The following is a 23,060-nucleotide window of genomic DNA, read 5'->3' on the forward strand; positions in this document are numbered from 1 at the left end:
GTCATCCCCACCACCGGTTTCCTGCTGCGCCGCTTCACCACCCGTGCGCTGTTCCTCGCCGCGATCGGGTTGTTCATCGCCGGCACGGTCCTGGCCGTGGTCGCCCCCGGGTTCGCCACGATGCTGCTCGCCCGGGTCATCCAGGCCTGCGGCACCGCGATCATCCTGCCGCTGCTGATGACCACCACCCTGCGACTGGTGCCGGTCGCCCACCGCGGCACCGTCATGGGTCTGAACTCCGTGGTCATCTCCGTGGCGCCGGCCATCGGCCCCACCGTCTCCGGCGCCATCACCCAGGCCCTGGGGTGGCGCTGGGTGTTCGGTCTCATGCTGGTCCTGGCCCTGGTCACGCTCGGCCTCGGCCTGGTGTTCATCCGCCTGAGCGACCGGACCGAGAAGGCACCGCTGGACATGGTCTCGGTCCTGCTCTCCGCCATCGGATTCGGCGGTCTGGTCTACGGTCTGGCCTCGGCCGAGGGGCTCGCCGACGGCAGCGTCGTCCCTGTCGTGGCCCTGGTTGTCGGCCTGGTCGCCCTGGTGCTCTTCGTTTTGCGCCAACGCGCCCTGACGCGCACCGGCGGCGAACTGCTGGACCTGCGCCCCTTCGCCGTGCGCAACTTCCGTGTCTCGCTGATCATCGTGGTCGTGTGCATGGCGACCATGCTCGGCACCGTCATGGTGTTGCCGATCCACCTCCAGGCCGGCCTGGGGCTGAGCGTGCTCACCACCGGCCTGCTCCTGCTCCCGGGTGGACTGATCCAGGGTGTGCTCTCACCTGTCATCGGCCGGATCTATGACCGGGTCGGACCGCTGCCCCTGGTCGTCCCCGGGGCCGTCCTGCTCGCCGCCGGCCAGTGGTGGCTGAGCACCCTGACCGCGCACACCTCCACCACGGTGGTCGTGGCCATGCACGTGGTGTTCTGCGTCGGTATGGCGATGCTCATGACCCCACTGATGACACTCGCCCTCGGATCGCTGCCGCGCAGGCTCTACTCCCACGGCAGCGCCATCATGAACACGCTGCAGCAGCTCGCCGGCGCGGCAGGTGTGGCCGTACTGGTGACGGCCATGTCGATCGGCGCCGCCGGCGCGGGTACGGCCGATACGGTCGCCGCCCAGGTCCAGGGCACCCAGGACGCCTTCCTCGTCGGCGGCTGCCTGGCCCTGGTGGCCGTGGTCTGCGCACCGCTGGTGCGCCGGCTCCGTCGGGACCCCGACGCCGAACCGGTCGAGCAGGCCCGGGAAGGGAACGGGTCGGAGCAGGACCGCGTTTCGGCCTGAACTGTGACCGCGACCCGCGACGCGCCCTCGGGGTGGCACCTCCTCGAGGGCACGTCGCAGGGGCCGCTCAGACCATGCGGGCGCCGCCGTTGACGTCCAGGGTGTGCCCGGTGACCGACGCGGCCCCGTCCCCGACCAGGTACCGCCCCGCCGCGGCCACCTCCTTCATCCGGGCGGGGCGGCCCACCGGCGGGGGGTTCCTGCGCAGGTGGGCGGGCACGTGGTCGCGCACGGTGTCGACGAACCCGGGCGAGACCGCGTTCACCGTCACCCCCGGGGACGCGAACTCGTGCGCCAAGGCCTTGGTGAGCCCGATCAGGCCGGCCTTGGCCGCCACCGCGTGGGCGCGCCGGGCGGCCCCCGCCTGCCCGGCGAACCCGGCGATGTTGCGGGTGGCCCCGGTCACCAGCGCCACTCTCGTGCCCGCCTCGCTCATCCGGTCACTCCTCGGATGGGTCGAGCCGCCCCCTCCCGGGGCTTCGGGTGTCCTCGGGTTTGCGGCCCCGCACGCACACGAACGGGAAGAACCGGATGCGCAGCCGCGGGTCGTTCAGGAGTTCGTGGAGCCGGCGCATCTCCGCGTCGCCGATGCCGAGCGCGCGCAACGGCGACGCCGTCTGCGCCAGGTGGTTGCCGTGCAACCGGCACCCGACCGAACCGCCCGGCGCGGTGTGGTGGTACTCCATCGAGTCCACCTCGGTCAGTCCCTCCTCGACCATCGCCTAATCGATCACGTGGCCCCAGGAGTAGTCCTGCCCGGCGGGCCCGCCCCACCTTCTCGATCCCGGTCTCCACCACCTTCTGGAAGAGTTCGGCGTCGGCCGGGGAGGGCGCCGCCAACGGCATGGTGAGCGGATGGGTGAACTCGCCCACCACGAGCCGGCCGTCCGGGGCCGGCGCGTCCACCAGTTCGGTCGCGGTTCCGGCGTGCCCCTGCCGACGCCGGATCCGACCATGGTGCGACCGCGGCCTTGCACCCCCTTGCATGGGGAGGGAGAAGGGCCGCTCAGCCGATGGGGATCCGGGACCGCACACCATCGGCGGCGGGTACCCCGATCCGGTCGAACAGCGTCACCGCCCGCTCCCAGTGGTCGATCGCCAGTTCGTGTTCACCCAGAAGTTTGTGGGCGTCGCCGATCCCCGCGTGGGCGTTGGCCTCGCAGTAGCGGATCCCGGCGACCTCGGCGGCCTCCAACGCGGCGTGGTGCTGGGCCAGGCCCTCCTGGGGGCGGCCATCGTGCCGGTACAGTTCGCCGATGGTGTTGCGGGCGCTGGGTTCGATGAGCCGTTCCTCGTTCTCCAAGGCCACCGACAGGCATTCCTCCGCGCAGGCGAACGCCTCGTCGCGCATCCCGGCCCGCCAGTACACCAGGGCCAGCGGATGCACCCAGGCCTGGACGAACCGGTTGCCGGTCCGGCGCGCCAGGGACCGGGCCAGTTCCAGGTGCCGTCGGGAACGGCGGTCGTCGCCCAGGGTCCCGTACACCCAGCCCGAGACCGCCTCGGCGTCGGTGCGTCGCGCCGGAGTGTCCCATCCGGCCAGGTCCAGTGCCTGGGACAGGTGGGTCAGCGCCTCCTCGTCACGGCGCAGCATGTGCAGCAGGTGGCCCAGGTAGGTGTGGGCGGCCACCTGCCCGGACAGGCCCTCCGCCCCGAGCCCGGCCGAGCGTTCTTGGGCCCGGTGCAGGTGGTCGAACGCCTCGGTGTAGCGGCCCAGGAACACGCACATCACGCCGAGCTGGATGAGCTGCAGGACCGGTTCCCGGTCCCGGTCGGTGCGGGCGAGGCAGTCGTAGGAGCGGTGCATGTACGTCATCGCCCGATCGAGCAGGCCCAAGCGTCGGTACACCGATCCCAGGCAGCGGTTGGCGGTCGCCTCCCCGGTCAGATCGCCCAGCCGGCGCGCCGCCTCCAGTGCGGTGCGATGCACCGCGAGCGCCTCGTCGTGGTGGCCGCCCATGCTCAGGTGTCGCCGCAGTGACGCGGCCAGGTCGACCGCCTCGCGCAGCGACCCGATCCGGGCGGCGTAACGGGTGACACGCACCAGGTTGGCGCGTTCGACGTCCAGCCAGCCGAGCGCCTGGTCGGCCGTGTCGAACCCGCGGACCACCTCGGGCCGGGCCGGAGCCCGTTCCAGGGCAGGCCCGGCCCGGTCGTGCGCGACGCGGGTCGCTGCCGAGACGGTGTGCAGGTAGTGCTCGAACAGACGCTCGGCGGCGGTCCGGTGCTCGGCCCGGGTGTCGTGCTCGCGGCCCAGGTCCAGGGAGTAGGCGCGCAGCAGGTCGTGCATCCGGTACCGGCCCGTGCGGGATTCCTCCAACATGTGGGCACGGAGCAGGGACCGCGCCACCGCTCGGGCCTTGGGCAGGTCCGAGCCGGTCAGTGCGGCGACCGCGTACACGTCGAGGTCTTGGCCGGGGTGCGAGCCCAGCAGACGGAAGGCGCGGGCGCTCTCGTGCGGCAGTTGCCGGTAGGACCAGGACAGCACCGCCCGCACCGACGTGCTCTCGTCACCGTCGGCGTCCAGGACGTCCAGGGCGTGTTGTGCGTCGGCGAGTTCGGCTGTCAGGGCCTCGATGCTCCGCCCCGGTCCGGCGTTGACCAGTTCGGCGGCCACACGCAGGGCCAACGGCAGTCGGGCGCACCGTTCCACCAGTTCGACAACGGCCGCCGGCTCCTCCGCCACCCGGGGTCCGACCAGGGTGCGCAACAGCTCCACCGCGTCGGCCCGGGGAAGGCGTTCCAGGGCGATGCGCCGCGCGCCCTCGCGGGCCACCAGCCCCGACAGGGAGCTGCGGCTGGTGACCAGCACCTGGGCGGTCGCCCCTCCCGGCAGCAGGGGCCGGACCTGGTCGGCGGTGCGGGCGTTGTCCAACAACACCAGGATCCGGCGACCGGCGACCAGGGAACGGAAGTGGGCGGCCCGCTCTTCCATGTCGGTGGGGATCGCGGCGGCCTCGACCCCCAACCCGCGCAGGAAGGCGGCGAGCGCGTCCTGGGCCGGCATCGGCGCACGCGGGCCATAGCCGTGCAGGTCCACGTACAGCTGCCCGTCGGGGAAACGGTCGCGGGCCCGGTGCGCCCAGCGTGTGGCCAGGGTGGTCTTGCCGACCCCTCCGCTGCCCGAGACCACGCAGATCGGGACCGGTGGTCGTTCGGTGAGCAGCCCGTCCAACCGTTCCAGTTCGCCCTCGCGTCCGGTGAAGCCACGGGCGTCGTGCGGAAGCTGGGCCGGGGGAGTGCGCCCGGCCTCGGGTGGGGCCGGGTCGACGGAGCCCCCGGCCAGAACCTGCTGTTCGACGCGGCGCAGCTGCGGTCCGGGTTCCTGACCGAGTTCGCTCAACAGGACCCGTCGGGCCTCGTGGTAGGCGGACAGGGCCCGACCGGGTCGCCCATCACGGTGGTAGGCGACCATCAACAGGGCGTGCAGGTGCTCGTGGAGGGGGTTGCGCCGCACGTGTTCGACGAGTTCGCCGAGCACGGCGGCGTGTCGGCCGCGCGCGAGTTCGGCGGTGTAGAGCTCTTGGAGGGCCACCAGGCGCCGCTCCTCCAAGCGGTGGGTCCGGTCCGCCAGGGGAGCGGCGTCCACCCCCTCGAACGGCGGTCCGCCCCACAGGTCCAGGGCCCGGCGCAGTACCTCCGCGGCCCGCTCGGGCGCCCGCGGCCGCAGGGCGGTGCCCTCGTCCAGGAGGGTCTCGAAGTGGTCCACGTCCAGCTCCCCCCGGGCCGACCGCGAGCCGGTAGCCGCCGGGTTCGGAGACCAACCGTTCGGGGTCGGGCAGGAGCCGACGCAGCCGGTGCACGTGGATGTACAGGTTCGAGGCGGCCCGTGCGGAGTCGCGCTCACCCCACATCGCCTCGGCCAGGACGTCGGTGGGGACCATGGCACCGGCCCGGCACAGCAGGACCCCGAGCAGTACCCGCTGCAGACGCCCTCTGACGGTCGTGGCCCGTCCATCGGCGCGGATCCGCATCGGGCCGAAGACCTGGAACTCCATCTGACCGTCCGGTGGTCGGGTGTGAAGACCCTCGCCTCCACACGGGGGAGGAAACGCCTGCCGTCTTTCGACGATAATCCACCGACGCCTCCGACCGCACGTGAAACGGGTACGGAACACCGGTGGATCGGGAACGCGTTCGGTGCCCCGAACCACGCCGGTCGGCGGTATCTCTCACCCGGCCCGGGTGGAGGGTACCGCCGACCGCGGGGCGCGCCGCTCAGGGCGCCGGGTTGATGACACGGCCCCAGGTGGACTTGTTGCCCCAGACGTTCTGCCGCAGACCCTCCAGTTGCAGGATCTGGGAATGGTCGACGAAGAGGTTGACCTCGTTGCCGTAGTTCTTGACGTACCACTCGAAGACGGGACCGTCCGCGGCCTCGAACATCACGTTCTCCAGGCCCAGGCCGTTGATGACGGACGCGGCGGCGCCGGTGTTCCACTCGCGCACGTTCTCGGTGATGCCCTCGGACTCGATCATGATGATCGACGCACCGGCTTCGAGGGCCTTGCGGCCACGGTCGATGAGGTCGCCGATGTCCTTCTCGCCCTCGCTCGCCAACTCGGCTTCACCGGAGTCGCCTCCGGAGCCGATCTGGATCCCGAGTTCGGGCTTGGCCTTCAGCCCGGCCTTGACGACCTTTTCCACCAGGCGCAACAGCCCGGAGGTGTTGAGCATGATGAAGCCCGTGGAGATCTCGATGACGTCGAAGCCGACCTCCTTGGCCTCCTTCAGGTACTGGTCGACCGCGTCGTCGCCGTAGCGCAGCACGGTCTCGATCCATCCGCCCGATGACACGTAGGCACCGTGCTCGTGGGCGATGTCGCTGAAGGCCCGTACCTGCTCGGGCGGGACGAGCGAGAACGAGCCACCGGCCCACTTGATGCCGTCGACCCACTGGCCGGCGACGTCGAGGACGTCCCGCAGGTGACGGGTGCCGAAGGTGCTGTAGTAGGGCGCCCGGATCTCGGTGACCCCGAAGGTGCGGGGCTTGACCGGACGGTGGGCGCGGGGAACGAAGTTGAATGACACGTCGTGTGGGACGGCGTTGCCCATGGTGGTGTCCCCTTTCTCTTGGGCCCTCTTCCCTCTCGGAGTGTGCGGTCGAGTTCAGGACCGATCGGTCCCGACCTCGGCCAGGGCCGCGGTGAGGTCGGTGGTGTTCGCGGTGTCGAGGTGACGCACGATCTCGGCGATCTCCTCGCGTGCTCGGGAGTCGATGAAGGGCCGGGTCAGCGAGTCGAACTTGGCGCGGGCGCCCGCCCAGTCGAGCGGGTCGGTGTGGAAGCCCTTGTAGGCGGAACGTTCGGCGCCCAGCACGGTCCCGTCGCGCAGGGTGACCTGGAGGTCGGCGGGCATCTCCTCGGGGAAGCGGGCCGAGAACCCCTCATCGGGGGTGATGTCCACCTTGCCCATCAGTTGTTGTACGTCCTGGGCGATGATCCGCTCCGGCGCGTACTGGGCGGGCTCGAGCTCACCGTCCAGCAGGACCACGGCGATCATCCACGGCAGTGAGTGGTCGGCCTCCTCCTTGGTACGGATGGTGCGCTTGTCACCCTCCTCCCCTCCACCGATGATCGCGTGGGCCACGTCGAACGTGCGCAGCCGCACGGCGGTGATCGCGTCGGTGTCGAAGCCGGCCTGGGAGCGGATGTCCTGGGCGGCGTCCAGGGCCGACTGCGAGTGGATCTCGGCGTTGTGCCTCTTGATGATCGAGCGCCGTACCCGCTCCAGGTCCTCCCGCGACCAGTCGATCGTGAAGTCCCCGGCGATCGATTCCTTGAACCCCTTGTTGCCTTCGAACACCTCTTCCGGGCCGGTGATCCCCCGTGAGGCCAACAGGGCCGCGAACGTGCCCTCCTTCGACACCTGTGGGTAGGCCAGGCCCTTCCAATGGGAGAGGTTCCCGGTACGGGTCACCCGCAAAGCGTTGTTCGCCGTCCCGGAGATCGCCATGGCGTTCGCGATCTGCTCGGCGGGAAGTCGGAGCGCCTTCGCGGCGGCCGCGGCTGCGGCGTAGGCGCCCTGCGTCGTGTGGTCGAAGCCCTTGGCCCGGACCGGTGCCACGTCCGACAGCCGCGAGTGGACCTGATACGCCACGGCGAGGGCCGTCAGCAGTTCCCGGCCCGAGGCGTTCACCGACTCCGCGGTGGCCAGGACCGCGCCGAGGTTGTCCGACGGGTGGTTCGTCTCGCCCGGGGCGAGGTAGGAGTCCATGAAGTCGAGATAGCGGCTCAGCGCGCTGTTGAAGAACGCGGCCCGTTCGGGAGAGGTCCGGCCCCCGCCGATCAGGGTGGAGGTCGGGGCCCCTCCGAGGTCATCGATGAGAGCGCGGATCGCGACGATGGGTTCGGCGTCCAGTGCGCCGATGGCGACACCGAGCGTGTCGAGTACGCGAATCTTCAACTGGGCGACCGCTTCGTCGCTCAGGTCGTCGAACGCGGCGCCGGCCACGAAACGGGCCATGTCCTGTACTTCGGTCATGAGCACCCCTGGGGATGACTTGAATTCTTAGGTAAGGCTAACCTTAGTGTCGTCCATATTTATCTCGTTGTCAAGATAAATTGGGGGCGTATCGTCCTCCGCGACCGGAGCCGGATCGAAGGACCCACCACAGGCGCCGCCACCCGACCCGCACCATCACCGACGAGGGCGAGGATCACGAGGACGATTCGCGCACGGGTCCTTCGTCGTCGGGGTCGACGCGGGCGACCGCCCGGTCCCCACGCGGCCCGAACAGGTGCGGGACCTCGACCGATGTCTCGTCCGCCGGACCGAACCAGTGGGGGACCGAAGGGTCGAACTCGGCCGTCGCGCCGGGCCGAGGGAGTGCTCGTCGTCACCGACGACCAGGCGAAGGGTGCCGGCGAGAACGTAGAGCCGGACAGGACCTTCGTGGGAGACCAACCGTGGTTCACGCGGGCCCAGGACGTGCTTGAACACCTGGATCCTGCCGGGATGGATCACGATCACCGCGTGCGGTGCCGCCCTGTTCCGCGTCGCCCTCACGGCACCGGGTGCCCGTGCCCCGGTACCCGACCGGGAGGTGGACACACGGGGGCGTTGAGCGCGACGGCCGGGCGAAGGCGATCACCCGCGTCGCCGCCGACCCTCGGCGTCGAAGGTCGGTGGCGACGCGGGTCGACACCTTCGAGTCGCCTCATCACCCCATGTGGATGCCACCGTTGACGTTGAGGGTCTGCCCGGTCACGAAGGCCGCCCCGGCACCGACCAGGTACCGCACCGCCGCGGTCACCTCCTCGATCCGGCCCGGACGCCCCACCGGGACCTCACGCCCCCGGTGGGGTTCGGGCACGTGGTCGCGGACGGTGTCGATCAGCCCCGGGGAGACGGCGTTGACGGTGATGCCCGAAGCGGCGTACTCGTGGGCCAGGGCCTTGGTCAGCCCGAGAACACCCGCCTTGGCGGTCACCACGTGGGCCCGGCGGGCCGCGCCGGTCTGACCGGTGACACCGGCGATGTTGACGATGCGTCCCCATCCCTGTTCCACCATGTCGGGCAGCACCGCCTGGGAGCACACGAACGCCCCGCCCAGGACGACGTCGACGACCTCGTCCCAGTCCATCCGGTCGATGTCCAGGAAGTCCCGTTCCCGGCGCACGGCGGCGTTGTTGACCAGGACCGAGACGGGCCCCAGTTCCTCACGGGCATGGTCGACACCGGCCAGGATCGCGTCCTGGTCGCGTACGTCGGCCTTCAACAGCAGGGCCCGGCGGCCGAGCCCCTCGACCTCCTCGACGGTGCGCTCGCTCTCCTCACCCGAGGATCGAGCCACCACCAAGAGGTCGAAACCGTCCTCGGCCAGTGCCACGGCGATGCTCCGGCCGATGTTGCGGCTCGCTCCGGTCACCAGCGCCACTCTGCGGTTCGTCCCACTCATGTGTTCCCTGCCTTTCTTCTGGCTGTTCCTCCTCGGGGTTCATCCGCCACAGCGGGCGGCGACGGCGGAGCCCATCCGTGAGGTGGAGGCCTCACCGCCCAGGTCGGGGGTCACGTCCAGGCCGCGTTCGACCGTCTCCACGGTCGCGGCCTCCATGATGTGGGCGGCCCTGGTCAGGGCGGCGTCCTCGTGGCGCGCGCCCAACCACTCCAGGAGCATCCGGGTGGAGGCGATCATCGCGTAGGGGTCGGCCACGCCCCGCCCGGCGATGTCGGGGGCCGAACCGTGGGTGGCCTGCGCCATGGCCCAGTGGTCCCCGGCGCTCAGGCCGGGGGCCAGCCCCAGCCCGCCCACCAGACCCGCGGTCAGGTCCGAGAGGATGTCGCCGTACATGTTGGTGCACAGCACCACGTCGTAGTCCTGGGGGCGCATGGTCAGGTGCAACGCGGCGGTGTCGACCTGGTGGTCGTCCAGGCGCACGTCGGGGTAGGCGCGCGCCACCTCCTCGACGGTGTCCATGAACAATCCGTCGGTCAGGGTGAAGACACTGCGCTTGTGGATGGCGGTGACGCGCCCGCGCCGTGCGCGAGCGGCCTCGAAGGCCCGGTGGGCGATCCGTTCGCTCTGGCGCCGGCTGATCACGCGCACGCTGAACGCGTTGTGCTCGTTGGGCTGGAACTCGCCCGATCCCCGCATCATGTTCCGGTCGGGTTGGAAACCCTCGTTGTTCTCCCGCAACACCAGCACGTCCACGTCCTGGTGCAGGGAGGGAACGCGGGAGAACGACCGTGCGGGGCGGTGGTTGGCGTACAGGTCGAAGTGACGGCGGATGATCGGGTGGGGGTTGACGGCCCGTTCGTCGTCGGGGTAGGTCGCGTGCCCGATGGGTCCCAGAACGAACCCGTCGGTCTCCGCGAGCCGTTCCAACGTGCCCGGGGGAAGGGTGTGACCGAGGCGGGTGAAGGCCGCCATCCCCAAGGGGACCGGGACGAACTCCACCCCGGGGGCCTCGGCGGCCGCCAACGCGGCCCGGGCCACGCGCACCGCCTCCGGGACGATCTCGGGGCCGATTCCGTCACCCTCCATCACGGCGATCGTGTAGGTCATCGTTTGCTCCCTGCGCTCGGGGGTTCCCTGTCGAACAGCCAGATCCAAAAGGGCATCAGCGCGTTGACCGCGACCTGGCGGACGGTCTGCGCGAGCACGACGACGTGCAGGTCGGCGTCGACGGCGGCGGCCACCACCACCATCTCCGGGGCCCCTCCCGGGGCGACCACGAGCAGGCAGGTCATGAACGACCACGGGGTCAGCGGGGTCATCACGGCGGCCAGGACCAGGGCCAGGACGAAGGTGCCCGCCACACCCAGCAGGCCGCCCAGGATCTGCCGGGCGGAGTGCCGGGCCCGCTGCGCCAGGTACTCGCCCACCGTCAGTCCGAGGAAGACCTGTCCCACGACCTCCTGTAGGAAGGGCACCTGTAGGAAGGCCACGTCCACGCCGCCCACACGCAGGGCGACGGTGAACACGATGGCGGCGAACATCGGTCCCAGTAGGGCCGGCACCGGAACACGGAGCCGGCGCCCGGCCATGGCCGCCAAGGGGGCCAGCACCAGCAGGACGATCCAGAACACCCAACCGCCGATCCCGGTGGGAAGGTGGAGGAGTTCGGTGACCGGAGCCTCGTTCACCTCGCCCAGGAACGGGGCCAGCAGTGGCACCGCGCAGATCACCACGGTCAGGCGCGAGGCCTGGATCATCGCGATCAGGGTGGGCGGGCGGCCGTGTTCCACGGCCACCGACGGCATGATCGCCAGCCCTCCGGGAAGCGTGGCCAGCCCCGCGGTGAGCCGGTCGGTGCCGGTCCAGCGCGCGTACAGCCGGGCGATGATCACCGACCCGACCAGGATGAGCAGCAGGCCCAGGAAGACCGCGGGAAGATGGGCGGCGGTCCCGGCGAAGTCCTGTACGGCCAGGGCCGGTCCCAGCGCCGCGCCGACCATCGCCTGACCCAGGGTCCGGACCCGATGGCTGGGCTCGGCGCGTCGTCCGGCCCACCGCATCGACCGGCACACCGACCAGCCGGCGGCGATGCCCGAGATCACCCAGACGATCGCCATGCCCGTGGCTGCGAAGGCGACGGTGCCCAGCACCGCCGCCGTGGTGATCTCCCACCACAGCAGCGAGCGGGGGCGGCCCGGGGGACTCGGGTTCACCGGGGGGCCAGGACTGCTCGACCGGTCTCGGTCACGCGGGACACGTCCTCCAGCTTCTCGACCGTGAAGACGGTGTCCACGAACTCCTCGTGAAGAGGGCCCAGCACGGGCGCGGTCAGGCCCCGGGCCTTGTCCCGCACCTGTTCGGTGTCCAGGCGGCGGGCACCGTCCACCGAACGTTCCAGGACCGTGCCCTGATCGGTCACGATCCGGGCGCGCACCGAGTAGCGTCCCAGCGTCGGGTCGGGCACCAGGACACAGCGATCGCGCACCGCGGACAGCGCGGGGTCGGTGGCCGCGGTGTCGGAGAAGTCCTCCGGGCCGCCGCCGTCGCGCACCAGGCCGACGGCGAAGCAGTGCGCGGCGCTGAACTTGGACTCCAACCCGGTGCCGGGCGCGTGTCGACCCATGACCGAGGGCACCAGGGGATGGACCTCCAACCGGACCTCGGCCACGCCCCGGCCCGCGCCGAGTTCGGCGCGCAGTTCCCGGGCCAGGTCGATGATCGGGTGGCTCACCACCCCGCAGGCGTAGGGCTTGACCTCGTTGGACTCCAATTCCCAGACGGATCCGAGCCCCTCGGTCAGCACGGAGGCGTCGGACTCCTGCGGACCCGCCAGGTCCGGGCGCAGCAGCGCGAGCAGACCTCGACGGCCCTCGATCGGCGCCGCCGGGCCGTCCAACCCTGCCCGGGCCAACAGCGCGGCCTCCACACCCAGGGAGGCCGCCTTGCCAGGGTGCAGCGGTTTGGCCATGGTGCCCAGGGTCTCCAACAACCCCGCGGTCTGGGTCGCGGCGAACCCCAAGGCGTGTCCGAGCTCTCGGGGGCCGAGCCCCATCGCCCGTCCGGCGGCGACCGTGGCGCCCACACCGCCGACCACGCCGGTCATGTGCCAGCTCCGGTCCATGGCGTGCGGGGTCAGGGCCAGGCCCAGCCGCAGCGCCACCTCCGTGCCCACGGCCACGGCGGTGAGCAGTTCGCGTCCGTCCGCGCCGGCGATCTGGGCTCCGGCCAGGGCGGCCGGCACGATCGGGGCGCCAGGGTGGACCACGGTCGGTGGGTGCGTGTCGTCGAAGTCCTCGGCGTGCGCGGCGATCCCGTGCAGCAGCGCCGCCCACATCGGGGTCGTGTGCTCGGCCCGGCCCAGGACGGGCACCCGGTCGCCGGCGCCCAGGTCGCCCACGGCCGCCATCGCCCGTTCCACCGCGGGGTGGATCGCCCCGGCCGTGGCCAGGGCGAGGACGTTGCCGGTGGTGGTGGAGGCCGCCTCGCGGGTGCGGGCGTCGAGTCGTTCCCAGTCGGTGCCGAGCGCGAACTCGACCAGTCGTTCGGTGATGCCGTTCGTCATGCCGTTGCTCCCTCGACCTTGGCCGGTGCGAAGTGTTCGGTCAGCGTGGTGGCCGCTTCCAGGTCCCAGGAGGACCGCAACATCGTGCGGGCGCGCCCGCCCAGGACCGGCTCGGTCAACGCCAGGGCCTTGGCCTCCAGTTCGGCGTCGGTGAGAGGTCGGGAGCTGCTGCCGCGCGCGTGGGCCACGTGTTCGGTCAGCTCCGTGCCGTCGCCGAGCCGGACCCGTAGGGTCGCCTCGTCACGAGCACAGGAGGAGTCGGGTTCCAGGCGGGTGGCCGCCCGTAGGTCGCGGGCATCGGGCGCGGTGACCCGGGCGTCCTCGTACTGGGGCAGGCCCACGGTCCCGTCGAGAAGGCCGGCGGCGACACCGTGCACGGTGCTGAACTTGGCGCGCAGGCCGTTCTCCGGCTGGGGGTTGCCGGTGAGTTCGACGACCAGGGGATGGCAACGCACCTCCACCGAGGTCACGTCGCGTCCCTCCAACCGGGGCGACAGGGCCACGGCGGCGTCGATGGCCGGGTGGGAGACGATCCCGCAGGGGTAGGGCTTGTAGGTGTTGTTCGAGGACTCCCAGCGCTCACCGAGGTCGCGCAGGACGTCGTCGGGATCGGCTGCGGGGGAAAGGGCGGAGAAGAGTCCCTGACGACCTTCGAGGGGACTCCCGGGCGCGGTGAACTCCTGGGCGGCGAGCAGGGCGGACAGGACCCCGTTCGCGGAGGCCTTACCGGCGTTGAACGGTTTGACGGCGCTGCCGAACCCCTCGCGGTGGCCGACGGTCTGACTCGCCGCCAGGCCCACGCACCGGGCCAGACCCTCGCGGTCCAGTCCGAGGAGGAGACCGGCGGTGACCGCGGCGCCGATGACGCCGCAGGTGCCGGTGATGTGCCATCCCTCGTCGTAGTGCGAGGGGGTCAGGGCCACGCCCACGCGCAGCTGGGCCTCGACCCCCAGAGCGAAGGCGTGCAGGACCTCGGCGCCCTCCCGGTCGCCTCCCAAGGCCAGTGCGGCTCCCAGGCAGGCGGCCCCGGGGTGGATCACGGTGGCCAGGTGGGTGTCGTCGAAGTCCTCGATGTGGGCCGCGGTGGCGGTGATCAGGGCCAGACCGTAGGGGTCGGAGCGCTCGGGGCGGGAGAGCAGGGGGCGGCCACCGGTCCCGGTGGTGGCGTGGACGGCGACCATGGCGTCCACGATGGGGTGCCGCGACGCACCGATGGCCGTGTGCACCACGTTCACCCAGGTGCGCCGGGACTCCCTCAGAACGCCCTCGGGCACGGCCCTTCGGTGGTGCAGGTCGAGGAGTGCGTCGGTGAAACGACGCGTGATGTCGGTACGAGGAACGCGGTCTTTGTCGCGCATCGTGGAATCAGTGACCATGATACGGGACACTAGATTCCACCGTAACGTTCCGTCAACCCCGAAAATAATCCGGTATGTACTGTTGACATGCGGAAGTGACCTTGAGCACAGTGGGGCGATCATCATGAAACACGTATCCAACATGTGGAACGGGTGTTTGACATGATCCATCCCCAAGGTTCCCGTCGGTTCGCGCCCTTCGTGCTCGGCTCGGCGATCGTCCTGGCCGTCAGCGGATGCAGCGGCGGCGGGGCGGGCTCCGAAGACGGAGGGCTCGACGACTTCTCCGGTCAGTCCATCCGCGTCATCGTCCCCACCGCCGTGGGAGGCGGCTTCGACACCACCATCAGACAGCTCCAGGGTGCGTTGGAGGACCGGCTCGGCGCCCGGATGACCATCGAGAACATGGAGGGGGCGGCCACGGCGATCGGCTCGCAGAGCGCGGCGAGCGCCGACGGCGACTGCCTCACCCTCATGGTCCAGGGCGTGCCCCACCTGCAGTTCTCCTACCTCACCCAGGAGGTGGACTACTCCCTCGAAGAGTTCGCGCCGGTCGGCGGCATGAGCATCGAACCCGGGGTCATCCGGGTGAAGGAGGACGCCCCCTGGCAGAACATCGAGGAGTTCATCGAGGACGCCCGGGAACGCCCGGGTGAGATCCGGGTGAGCGTCAGCCTGCGCACCAGCAACAACTACGTGGGCATGCTCGACATCGAGGAGGCCACCGGGGCCGAGTTCAACATCATCTCCTACGACGGCGGCGGACCCTCCCGTACCGCCCTGATCTCCGGCGAGGTCGACGCCACGCACGCGGGGGCCTTCAACAGCCTCGGCATCGACGACGAGACCCGTGTCCTGACCGTCCAGGCCCCCGAGAACCTGTGGCCCGACGAGACCGACGACATGCCCGCCATCGGCGATGCCCTGGGTGTGGAGGTCCCGGAGAGCGCCTCGAACTACTCGCTCTGGGCGCCCGCCGGTTGCGCCGCGGACTTCCCCGAGCGCCACCGGGCGCTGGTGGACGTTCTGTCCGAAGCACTGGAGGACCCCGACTACCTCTCCGAACTGGCCGAGCTCAACGAGGGCACCAAGGTCAACCACATGACACCGGACGAGTTGACGGAACTGGCCGAGCTCAACGAGGAGCAGATCCAGGCCATTCTCGACGAGTCCCCCGACGCCTTCACGGAATGACAGTGAAGACGCGGAAGGAGGGCTTCATGCCTGCCACCGGAGCCGTCGGGGACGGCACCCGCCTCGCCTGGAGGGTGCTGCCGACCCTTCTCCCCCTCAGCCTCGGCGCCGTGTTCTGGGCCCAGGTCGGAACACTGCACGGTCCCGAGGCCGTCTACCCCGCCGCGCTGGCGATGGTGCTCGTCGCCGTCAGCGGCTACAACCTGGTCCGCGAGCTCATCGCGCACCGATCCCGTGTTCGCACCGCGGTCGGGGTCGAGGCCTCGACCCCGAGGACCGAACGACCCGTGAGCGAGGCCCCGGCCGCCGAGGAGGACGAACCGGAGGTCGACCGGCTCACCGTGGGCCGGCCCGTGGCCGTCATCGCCCTGCTCCTTTTGACCCTGACCCTCATCACGCCCCTCGGCTTCTTCGCCGCCCTACCGGTCCTCCTCGTGGGCGTTCTCGCCGTCACCGGGGTGCGCAGACCCCTGCCGCTGGCCATCGCCGTGGCCGGTGTCTGGCTCGGCGCCTACGTCGTCTTCGACCTCATCCTGGGCGTGCCCCTACCCACCGGGATCTGGTGGTAGATCATGGACTTCGCACCCATCGGCGCCGGAATGGCGATGCTCTTCCAGCCCGAAGCCCTGATGTGGCTCGTGGCCGGACTGTGTCTCGGTTTCATGGTCGGTGTCCTGCCGGGCCTGAGCACCTCCAACACCGCGGCGCTCCTGCTGCCCTTCGCGATCGGGCTGCCCACGGAGAACTCGCTGATCCTCATCGTCAGCATCTACGCCGGATCCCAGTTCGGCGCCGCCGTCCCCGCCATCTTGATGAACGTCCCGGGTGAGGCCGGATCGGCCGTCACCGCCCTGGACGGATACGCCATGACCCGCAAGGGCAAGGCGGGGCTGGCGGTGGGCGTGGCCCGCGCGGCCTCCTCCATCGGCGGAACCGCCAGCGGTCTCGTCGTACTGTTCCTGCTGGGGCCGCTGGCCGTGGTGGCCCTGTCGTTCAACGCCCGCGAGATGCTCGTGGTCATCCTGCTGGGGTTCGTCGTGGCCTCCTCCCTCATGGGGGACAGCGTCCGCAAGGGCCTGATGGTGGGTGTTCTCGGACTCGTCCTGGCCACCGTGGGCGCCAGCCCGCTGACCGGACAGAACCGGTTCACCTTCGGCACGCTCGAACTCTACGACGGCATCGAGTTCATCCCCGCTCTCATCGGGCTCTTCGCCATCAGCGAGATGCTGTACCTGGCGGCCCGGTCCCGCCACGCCCGCAAGAACGCGCGCATCTCCTACGGGGCCAAGATCCGCGAGGAGGTGGGCGATGCCGTCAAGGGCGCCCGGGAGACCGTCCGCTACCCGACCACCCTCGGCCAGTCCGGTTTCATCGGCCTCATCATCGGCCTGGTACCGGGCGCCGGCACCACCATCGCCAACTTCGTCAGCTACTCCTTCGCCAAACGCCGCTCCCGCAACGGGCGCAAGTTCGGCACCGGCCACCCCGAGGGCATCATCGCCTCGGAGGCCTGCGACAACTCGGTGGCCAGCGCCACCCTGGTGCCGACCCTGACCCTGGGCATCCCCGGCAGCGCCACGATGGCCGTGGTGTTGGCCTTCCTCTACGTGCAGGGCATCCAGCCCGGGCCGCGGATCCTGGTCACCCATCCCGGCGAGGCCTACGCGGCCGTGCTGGCGATGATCGTGGCCAGCATCCTGATCCTGCCACTGGGCATCCTGCTGGCCAGCCCGCTCGCCCTCATCACCCGCGTCCCGGTCGGCTATCTCGTCGCGACCATCCTGATGATCTCCCTGGCGGGCGCCTTCGCCGTCCGGTTCTCCCTGTTCGACGTCGGCCTGGCCGTGGCCTTCGGCGTCCTGGGGCTGGTGCTCCGGTTGAACGGCTACCCGGTGATCCCCCTCATCCTGGGCCTCATCCTGGGCCCGCTGGCGGAGGAGAACCTCATGCGCTCCCTGGCACTGGGCAACAACAGCATCGCCTACTTCTTCGGATCGCCGACGGCGATCGTGCTCTGGTGCGTCCTGGGCGCCTCGATCGTCTACCTGATGCTGCGTTCGCGCAAGGACAAGGCGCGAAGCACGATCGACGGTGACGATGACGGCGGCGACACCGGCGGCGACACCACCGAGGGCGGCCCCGACGGCGGGGTGCCCCCGGCCCGGCGGCCGGACGAGGCCGGCGCCGAGCACCGCGACGGATCCGACGACGAGGGACCACCGGGCCGACACCGACCCGACGTTCCCGCCCAACATCCCCGTGACGACAAGGAGACTCCCGATGGCGAACACAGTCGCCCCCGACGCCACTGAGGCGCCGGTCGGCCCACAGACCGCGGCCCTGGCCGGCCATGTGGCGGGGGCGCTCGACCGGGGCCTGCCGCCCGAGGTGGCGGCCAAGACCCGGTTGCACGTCCTGGACACCCTCGCGGCCACGTTGTCCGGCTCGCGACTCAGGCCCGGAGTACGAGGCATCGCCTACGCGCGCAAGCAGGGCGCCGGATGGGCCACCGTGCTCGGGACCGACCTGAGCGTCCTGCCCGCCGCCGCGGCCCTGGCCAACGGGATGTCGGCGCACGCCGACGAGACCGACGACTCCCACGCCGCCTCGCTCAGCCACCCGGGATGCGGCATCGTACCCGCGGCCCTGGCCGTGGCCGAGGACCTCGGGGCCTCCGGTCGGAGACTGCTCACCGCGGTGGCGGTCGGCTACGACGTCGGCACTCGTGTGGTCATGGCGTTGGGGCGACCACCGGTCCTGGCCGAGGGCAGCAGCTACAGCACCCACGCCCTGGCCGGCCAGTTCGGTGCCGCGGCGGCCGCCGCGGTGCTGCACGGGATGGACGCCGAACGGGTCCGCTGGACCCTGTCCTACACGGCGCAGAGCGCGGGCGGGGTCACCAGCTGGTTGCGCGACCCCGACCACGTGGAGAAGGCGTTCGTCTTCGGCGGCATGCCGGCCGCCAACGGGGTCCGGGCCGCGGAACTGGTGGCCTCCGGCTGCGATGGTGTGGCCGACGTCTTCTCCGGACAGCCCAACTTCCTGGACGCCCTCTCCACCCGGGTCGACCGCGATCGGCTCGCCCACGGCCTGGGGGAGAGGTACGAGATCGTCCACACCAACATCAAGAAGTTCGCGGTGGGCTCCCCGGCCCAGGCGGCGGTGCAGGCCACCCTGGACCTGGTGGAGGAGCACGGTCTCACGGCACAGGAGACGGAGTCGGTGGAGATCATCCTGCCCTACGACCTGTGCAGAGTGGTGGACGACCGTGCCATGCCCGACATCAACGTCCAGTACCTCGTGGCGGGCACACTGGTCGACGGGGCGTTCACCTTCGCCATGGCGCACGACGACGCCCGCATGAACGATCCCCTCATCCGTTCGCTGCGCGAACGCACCACGTTGAAGGAGGATCGCGAGGTCGGCGGGGTCCGCTGCGCCACCCTGGTGGTCACCACCACCGACGGTCGGCGGTTGCGACGCCACGTCCCCGCCGTGCGCGGGAGCGTGGACGACCCCATGAGCGTGGACGAGGTCCAGGCCAAGGCGGAGGACCTGCTCGAGCCGGTGCTCGGCCGTGAACGCACGTCCGCGTTGGTGGGGCTTGTATCGTCGTTGGACGAGGTGTCCGACGTCCGGGAGATGAGACCGCTGCTGCGTTGATCCCCCAGAGCGTCAAGGACTACGAGCGTCGGCGGCCCGGACGGGCCGCCGACGCGTCACGACAAGGGAAGGCACCGAGGAAGATGACAGGCCAGCAGGGCACGGTCCAGGCCATCGATCGCGCCGTTGCGATCCTGTCCGCCTTCTCCCCGGCGCGGCCGGTGGCGAGTGTGTCGGAACTGGCGCGGGCCACCGGGTTGACACGCAGTACCACGCACCGACTCCTCTCCACCCTGGTCCAGCACGGCCTGGTGGTCCAGTTGCCCCGCAGCACCAGCTACTGTCTGGGCCCGCGGCTGCTCGGGTTGGCCGACACCGCCCGCAGCCAGCTGTCCCTGGAGTTGCACGCCGAGGAGACCATGACGGCGTTGCGGGACTTCACGGGTGAGACGGTGGGGTTGCACATCATGGACGAGACCCCGGTACGGCGCACCATCGCCCAGGTGGAGAGCACCCTGCCGCTTCGGCGTACCTACACCGACCTGGGCGCCCCCATCCCGCCGCACCAGGGCGCCCCCGGCAAGCTCCTGCTGGCCTTCGCCCCCGAGGAGCTCCGCGAGGGGGTGTTGGCCCAGGACCTTCGCTCATCGACCACCCACGCGCGGATCAGGTCCGAGGACCTGCGCGCGGAGTTCGCCCTCATCCAGGAACGCGGATACGCGATCTCCATGGAGGAGCGGGTGGTCGGGGTGGCCGGCATCGCCGCCCCGGTACGCGACCACGCCGGGGACGTGGTCGCCGCGCTGAGCATCAGCGTCCCGGCCGTGCGCACCGACCGGGACGCCCTGGAAAGACTCGCTCCACGCATGGCGGACGCCGCCATGGAACTGTCCCACCAGTTGGGCTTTCGCACCGGAGAGCCCGCCGCCTGAGCGGGACGCCACAGCAGAGCCGCGTCCGGCAGGGGCGCACCCGCTCGAGCGGGTGCGCCCCTGCCGGCTTCCGGTCGGGTCCGGTCTCAGATCAAGGTGTCCCCGGCGGCGTCACGGGCCACGAGCTGCGCGGCGATCACGTTGCGTTGGATCTCGTTGGTGCCCTCGCCCAGGATCATCAGCGGGGCGTCCCGGAAGTACCGCTCCACCTCGTACTCGCGCGAGTAGCCGTAGCCACCGTGCACCCGCATCGCGTCCAGGGCCACCTCCATGGCGGTCTCGGAGGCGAACAGTTTCGCCATCCCCGCCTCCATGTCCGCTCGGACCCCCTCGTCCAACCGTTCGGCGGCGTCCACCGTCATCAGGCGGGCGGCACGGACCTTCGTGGCCATGTCGGCGAGCAGGTTGCCCACCGACTGGTGCTTCCAGATGGGCTTGCCGAACGACTCCCGGTCCTGGGTGTAGGAGACGGCGTCGGCCAGCGCGGCCTGGGCCACCCCCACGGCGCGGGCCGCCACCTGGATCCGGCCGACCTCCAGGCCGCGCATCATCTGCGCCCACCCCCGGTCCGGTTCCCCGCCCAACACGGCGTCCGCCGGCACGCGCATGCCCTCGAAGGTCAGTTCGCAGGCCTCCACCCCCCGGTAACCGAGTTTGGGGATCTTCCCCGAGACGGTGAGACCGTCTCCCGGCTCGACCAACAGCACGCTCATGCCCTTGTGGGCCGGGGCGGCGTCGGGGTCGGTGACGCACAGCAGCCCGAACAGGTCCGCGTGCCGGGCGTTGGAGATCCACGTCTTGGAACCGTCGACCACGAAGCCGTCGGCGTCGGCTATCGCCCGGGTGCGCATGCCCTGCAGGTCGCTGCCGCCGGAGGGCTCGGTCAGGGCCATGGTGGCGCGCAGTGAACCGTCGGCCATACGGGGCAGGTAGCGCTCCTTCTGCTCCCGGGTGCCGAACTCGCGGATCAGGTAGCAGATCACCGAGTGGCCGCCCATGGCTCCGGCCAGGCTCATCCACCCGCGGGCGAGTTCCTCGGTGATGCGGGCGAAACAGGCCGCGCCGACGTCCACTCCGCCGTACTCGTCGGGGACCAGGAGCCCGAACACGCCGAGCCCCTTCATCTCCTCGATGAACTCCTCCGGGTAGGTGTCGCTCGCCTCGAAGTCGCGGACCCTGCCGCGCACACGTTCGTCGACGAAGGTGGCGACCAGGTTCACCATGTCCTTCTCGTCCGCTGACAGTGGGCTCATGTTCGTTCCTCGCTCTCGGGGTCTTCGGGGGTCGTGGGGTGTGGGGCCGGGTCACGGGTGGCGGCCCCGAACGCGTTCCTCAGGCCAGGAGGGCCACGAAGCGCCAGTCCAGGACCTCGCGGGTCGGTGCCTCGGCGTGCTCCCGGGCGCCGACCCGGGAACGCAGATGGGCCAGGCGCACCCCCTCCACGGTCTCGACGCGTTCGGTCTCGACGGTGCTGTGCAGGGTGTCGCCCTCGTGGACCGGGCCGAGGTGGTCGCAGCCGTGCCAACCGGTCACGGTCACGATCTCGGGAAAGGCCCGCGCGGCCTGGGACAGGGCGACGCCGATGGTGTGGCCCCCGTACACCAGCCGCCGGTCCCCGGCGGCGGTCGCGTCGTGGTGGGCGGAGGCGACGTTGAGGGTGAGCCGGGCCAGCTCGGGTGCCGAGGAGACCACGTCGCCGCCGGGTACCGGGCACGGGCCCGTACCCGGAGCCGGGACCGGTCCGGTGCCTCGCAGGTCCTCCAATGGGAGTCGGTCCCAGTCCCGCACCGCCCGCGCGAAGTCCGTAGGGGAGGGGTCGACGCCCAACGCGGCCATGTCGTCCGCGGCCCCGGTGCGGGCCCGAGGGTCGCGCAACGGCAACATCGCGCATCGCCAGAAGTCCAGGACGGGCCGGCCGTGCTGGTTGCGGGTGGTCACCCGCAGTGCCGCCAGACCCGACGCCGCACGTTCGGGGCGCCCCCGGTTCTGCTTGAGTCCCACCACCTCGGTGGAGGTGGACAGGGTGTCGTCGATCGAGGGGAGTCGACGCAGCACCAGGCCCCGGTAGAAGAGGTTGGCGATCACCCGGCGGGTGACCAGGGTGGACTGGCCGATGGCCACGTCCCACACCAGGGCCGGGTGCACGGTGCGCGAGCGGGCCACCGAACGGCTCAGCGGGACGTCCAACGGCATCCGCAACCGGTCGCCCACGATCGACTGGTGGACGGCCGCGTGCGCCTCGGTCAGGGTCAACGGGGGAGCGGTGTCGAACACGTCTCCCACGCTCAGGTCCTCGAAGCAGGGCCCGTCACCGGCGGCGGGGAAGGGAACGCTCATCGGGCCTCCTCCCGTCCGGCGCGGGCCAGGGTGCGCCGTGCGCTCAGGGCCATGGCCGCGTCGACCATCCGCCCGTCGAGTGTGACCGCGCCCAGGCCTTCGCGTTCCGCCCGCTCCAGTGACTCCAGAACCGAGGTGGCGTGCCCGACCTCGGCCGGCATCGGAGTGAACATGGCGGTGGCGGTCGCCACCTGGTCGGGGTGGATCACCCACATGCCGTCGAACCCGGCCTCACGGGAGTGCCGAGCAAAGGCCCTGAAACCCTCGTCGTCCGCGATCCCGGTGTAGGGGCCGTCCACCGCGCGGATCCCGGCCGCCCGCGCGGCGACGATCACCGCGTCCTGGACACCCGTCCAGCGTTGGGGATGTAGGCCCTGGGCCCGTCCCAAGGAGGCGGACAGATCGGCGTAGCCCACCACGAGGGCCTCCAGACGTGGTGTGGCCCGGGTGATCTCGGCCAGGGCGGCGAGCCCCGGAGCGGTCTCGATCAGGGCCTGCACGCCCACACGGGGTCCGGCCCCCCGGGCGGCCTCGGCCCCGGTGAGCAGGCGGTCGACGAAGGCGAGGTCGCCCGCGCTCTCGACCTTGGGCACGACCACGCTCAGTCCGGGGCCGCGGTGGGAGGCGCACATCAGCAGGTCCTGATGACACCACGGGGTTCCCACGGCGTTGACCCGCACGGCCGTACGACCGTGGATCGGACCTCGCAGGTACTCCCGGGCGATCTCGCGACCGGTCTCCTTGCGGTCGACGGGCACGGCGTCCTCCAGGTCCAGGACGATCTCGTCCACACGGAGGGCGGCGGCCTTGGCGGGCTTGCGTGGTTCGGCGCAGGGCACGCTCAGCGCGGCGCGTACGCCCGGAGGAACGGCGGCGGGGTCATCGTCCACTTC

At 71.0% G+C, this 23,060-nt stretch carries 19 protein-coding genes and 1 pseudogene; 6 read left to right on the forward strand and 14 right to left on the reverse strand.

Annotated features, from left to right (window positions below):
- Positions 1 to 1,281: DHA2 family efflux MFS transporter permease subunit (locus tag K8V84_RS01925; RefSeq protein WP_304069579.1), on the forward strand; the 1,281-nt coding region annotated here is incomplete at its 5' end.
- A gap of 67 nt (positions 1,282 to 1,348) precedes the next feature.
- On the opposite strand, the gene K8V84_RS01930 is transcribed toward K8V84_RS01925, so the two are convergent.
- From K8V84_RS01930 to K8V84_RS01975, 11 genes and pseudogenes are all read right to left on the reverse strand, one after another.
- A complete protein-coding gene (locus K8V84_RS01930; protein ID WP_304069581.1) occupies positions 1,349 to 1,717 on the reverse strand; it encodes an SDR family oxidoreductase in 369 nt (122 codons plus the stop codon).
- A gap of 4 nt (positions 1,718 to 1,721) precedes the next feature.
- Positions 1,722 to 2,000 (reverse strand): hypothetical protein, encoded by a 279-nt coding sequence (locus K8V84_RS01935; RefSeq protein WP_304069583.1) that lies wholly within the window; start codon positions 1,998 to 2,000, stop codon positions 1,722 to 1,724.
- Positions 2,001 to 2,287: 287 nt separating this feature from the next.
- Positions 2,288 to 4,990: a BTAD domain-containing putative transcriptional regulator gene (locus tag K8V84_RS01940; protein ID WP_304069585.1), complete on the reverse strand. Its 2,703-nt coding sequence runs from the start codon at positions 4,988 to 4,990 to the stop codon at positions 2,288 to 2,290.
- 64 nt (positions 4,991 to 5,054) lie between these two features.
- Positions 5,055 to 5,279 (reverse strand): annotated as a pseudogene (locus K8V84_RS25805) (winged helix-turn-helix domain-containing protein); the annotation flags it as partial.
- Positions 5,280 to 5,499: 220 nt separating this feature from the next.
- Positions 5,500 to 6,336: a phosphosulfolactate synthase gene (locus K8V84_RS01945; protein ID WP_304069587.1), complete on the reverse strand. Its 837-nt coding sequence runs from the start codon at positions 6,334 to 6,336 to the stop codon at positions 5,500 to 5,502.
- Between the two features lie 54 nt (positions 6,337 to 6,390).
- A complete protein-coding gene (locus tag K8V84_RS01950; RefSeq protein ID WP_304069589.1) occupies positions 6,391 to 7,764 on the reverse strand; it encodes an MmgE/PrpD family protein in 1,374 nt (457 codons plus the stop codon).
- Between the two features lie 679 nt (positions 7,765 to 8,443).
- The gene (locus tag K8V84_RS01955) at positions 8,444 to 9,181 is read right to left on the reverse strand and encodes a 3-oxoacyl-ACP reductase family protein (RefSeq protein ID WP_304069591.1); all 738 of its coding nucleotides are present in this window, start codon (positions 9,179 to 9,181) and stop codon (positions 8,444 to 8,446) included.
- Positions 9,182 to 9,220: 39 nt separating this feature from the next.
- A complete protein-coding gene (locus K8V84_RS01960) occupies positions 9,221 to 10,288 on the reverse strand; it encodes an isocitrate/isopropylmalate dehydrogenase family protein (RefSeq protein WP_304069592.1) in 1,068 nt (355 codons plus the stop codon).
- Entirely contained in the window at positions 10,285 to 11,394 is a 1,110-nt protein-coding gene (locus tag K8V84_RS01965) for an AbrB family transcriptional regulator (protein WP_304069594.1), read from the reverse strand. Before K8V84_RS01965 ends, K8V84_RS01960 begins: the two co-directional genes overlap by 4 nt.
- On the reverse strand, positions 11,391 to 12,743 hold the full coding sequence (locus tag K8V84_RS01970; RefSeq protein ID WP_304069596.1) for an MmgE/PrpD family protein: 1,353 nt from the start codon (positions 12,741 to 12,743) through the stop codon (positions 11,391 to 11,393). The genes K8V84_RS01965 and K8V84_RS01970 overlap by 4 nt, the downstream gene beginning before the upstream one ends.
- Positions 12,740 to 14,101 (reverse strand): MmgE/PrpD family protein, encoded by a 1,362-nt coding sequence (locus tag K8V84_RS01975; RefSeq protein WP_304069598.1) that lies wholly within the window; start codon positions 14,099 to 14,101, stop codon positions 12,740 to 12,742. The genes K8V84_RS01970 and K8V84_RS01975 overlap by 4 nt, the downstream gene beginning before the upstream one ends.
- 162 nt (positions 14,102 to 14,263) lie before the next feature.
- Here K8V84_RS01975 and K8V84_RS01980 point away from each other — a divergent pair, with 162 nt between their 5' ends.
- From K8V84_RS01980 to K8V84_RS02000, 5 genes are all read left to right on the forward strand, one after another.
- A complete protein-coding gene (locus K8V84_RS01980; protein ID WP_304069600.1) occupies positions 14,264 to 15,295 on the forward strand; it encodes a tripartite tricarboxylate transporter substrate binding protein in 1,032 nt (343 codons plus the stop codon).
- A 26-nt stretch (positions 15,296 to 15,321) separates the two neighbouring features.
- Positions 15,322 to 15,864 carry a tripartite tricarboxylate transporter TctB family protein gene (locus K8V84_RS01985; protein ID WP_304069602.1) on the forward strand — a complete coding sequence of 181 codons (543 nt, stop codon included), beginning with the start codon at positions 15,322 to 15,324 and terminating at the stop codon, positions 15,862 to 15,864.
- Between the two features lie 3 nt (positions 15,865 to 15,867).
- The gene (locus K8V84_RS01990; RefSeq protein WP_304069604.1) at positions 15,868 to 17,607 is read left to right on the forward strand and encodes a tripartite tricarboxylate transporter permease; all 1,740 of its coding nucleotides are present in this window, start codon (positions 15,868 to 15,870) and stop codon (positions 17,605 to 17,607) included.
- Positions 17,576 to 18,958: an MmgE/PrpD family protein gene (locus tag K8V84_RS01995; protein WP_304069606.1), complete on the forward strand. Its 1,383-nt coding sequence runs from the start codon at positions 17,576 to 17,578 to the stop codon at positions 18,956 to 18,958. The genes K8V84_RS01990 and K8V84_RS01995 overlap by 32 nt, the downstream gene beginning before the upstream one ends.
- Positions 18,959 to 19,041: 83 nt before the next feature.
- Positions 19,042 to 19,830 (forward strand): IclR family transcriptional regulator, encoded by a 789-nt coding sequence (locus K8V84_RS02000; RefSeq protein WP_304069608.1) that lies wholly within the window; start codon positions 19,042 to 19,044, stop codon positions 19,828 to 19,830.
- Between the two features lie 86 nt (positions 19,831 to 19,916).
- Here K8V84_RS02000 and K8V84_RS02005 read toward each other — a convergent pair whose 3' ends face one another.
- The 3 genes from K8V84_RS02005 to K8V84_RS02015 all read right to left on the reverse strand — a co-directional run bounded on the left by K8V84_RS02005 (position 19,917) and on the right by K8V84_RS02015 (position 23,057).
- Positions 19,917 to 21,083 (reverse strand): acyl-CoA dehydrogenase family protein, encoded by a 1,167-nt coding sequence (locus tag K8V84_RS02005; RefSeq protein WP_304069610.1) that lies wholly within the window; start codon positions 21,081 to 21,083, stop codon positions 19,917 to 19,919.
- A gap of 79 nt (positions 21,084 to 21,162) precedes the next feature.
- Complete coding sequence (locus K8V84_RS02010) at positions 21,163 to 22,167, reverse strand: MaoC family dehydratase (protein WP_304069612.1); 1,005 nt, start codon at positions 22,165 to 22,167, stop codon at positions 21,163 to 21,165.
- Positions 22,164 to 23,057, reverse strand: coding sequence for a CoA ester lyase (locus tag K8V84_RS02015; protein WP_304069613.1), 894 nt, complete (start codon positions 23,055 to 23,057; stop codon positions 22,164 to 22,166). Before K8V84_RS02015 ends, K8V84_RS02010 begins: the two co-directional genes overlap by 4 nt.
- Positions 23,058 to 23,060: the final 3 nt, after the last annotated feature.

The organism is Nocardiopsis listeri (assembly GCF_020741345.1).
Taxonomy (GTDB): domain Bacteria; phylum Actinomycetota; class Actinomycetes; order Streptosporangiales; family Streptosporangiaceae; genus Nocardiopsis; species Nocardiopsis listeri_A.

Excerpts from the sequence above, each read along its gene's own strand:
- K8V84_RS01930 (WP_304069581.1), bottom strand. The coding sequence starts at position 1,717 with ATGAGCGAGGCGGGCACGAGAGTGGCGCTGGTGACCGGGGCCACCCGC.
- K8V84_RS01935 (WP_304069583.1), bottom strand. The coding sequence starts at position 2,000 with ATGGTCGAGGAGGGACTGACCGAGGTGGACTCGATGGAGTACCACCAC.
- K8V84_RS01945 (WP_304069587.1), bottom strand. The coding sequence starts at position 6,336 with ATGGGCAACGCCGTCCCACACGACGTGTCATTCAACTTCGTTCCCCGC.
- K8V84_RS01950 (WP_304069589.1), bottom strand. The coding sequence starts at position 7,764 with ATGACCGAAGTACAGGACATGGCCCGTTTCGTGGCCGGCGCCGCGTTC.
- K8V84_RS01955 (WP_304069591.1), bottom strand. The coding sequence starts at position 9,181 with ATGAGTGGGACGAACCGCAGAGTGGCGCTGGTGACCGGAGCGAGCCGC.
- K8V84_RS01960 (WP_304069592.1), bottom strand. The coding sequence starts at position 10,288 with ATGACCTACACGATCGCCGTGATGGAGGGTGACGGAATCGGCCCCGAG.
- K8V84_RS01970 (WP_304069596.1), bottom strand. The coding sequence starts at position 12,743 with ATGACGAACGGCATCACCGAACGACTGGTCGAGTTCGCGCTCGGCACC.
- K8V84_RS01975 (WP_304069598.1), bottom strand. The coding sequence starts at position 14,101 with ATGCGCGACAAAGACCGCGTTCCTCGTACCGACATCACGCGTCGTTTC.
- K8V84_RS01980 (WP_304069600.1), top strand. The coding sequence starts at position 14,264 with ATGATCCATCCCCAAGGTTCCCGTCGGTTCGCGCCCTTCGTGCTCGGC.
- K8V84_RS01985 (WP_304069602.1), top strand. The coding sequence starts at position 15,322 with ATGCCTGCCACCGGAGCCGTCGGGGACGGCACCCGCCTCGCCTGGAGG.
- K8V84_RS01990 (WP_304069604.1), top strand. The coding sequence starts at position 15,868 with ATGGACTTCGCACCCATCGGCGCCGGAATGGCGATGCTCTTCCAGCCC.
- K8V84_RS01995 (WP_304069606.1), top strand. The coding sequence starts at position 17,576 with ATGGCGAACACAGTCGCCCCCGACGCCACTGAGGCGCCGGTCGGCCCA.
- K8V84_RS02000 (WP_304069608.1), top strand. The coding sequence starts at position 19,042 with ATGACAGGCCAGCAGGGCACGGTCCAGGCCATCGATCGCGCCGTTGCG.
- K8V84_RS02005 (WP_304069610.1), bottom strand. The coding sequence starts at position 21,083 with ATGAGCCCACTGTCAGCGGACGAGAAGGACATGGTGAACCTGGTCGCC.
- K8V84_RS02010 (WP_304069612.1), bottom strand. The coding sequence starts at position 22,167 with ATGAGCGTTCCCTTCCCCGCCGCCGGTGACGGGCCCTGCTTCGAGGAC.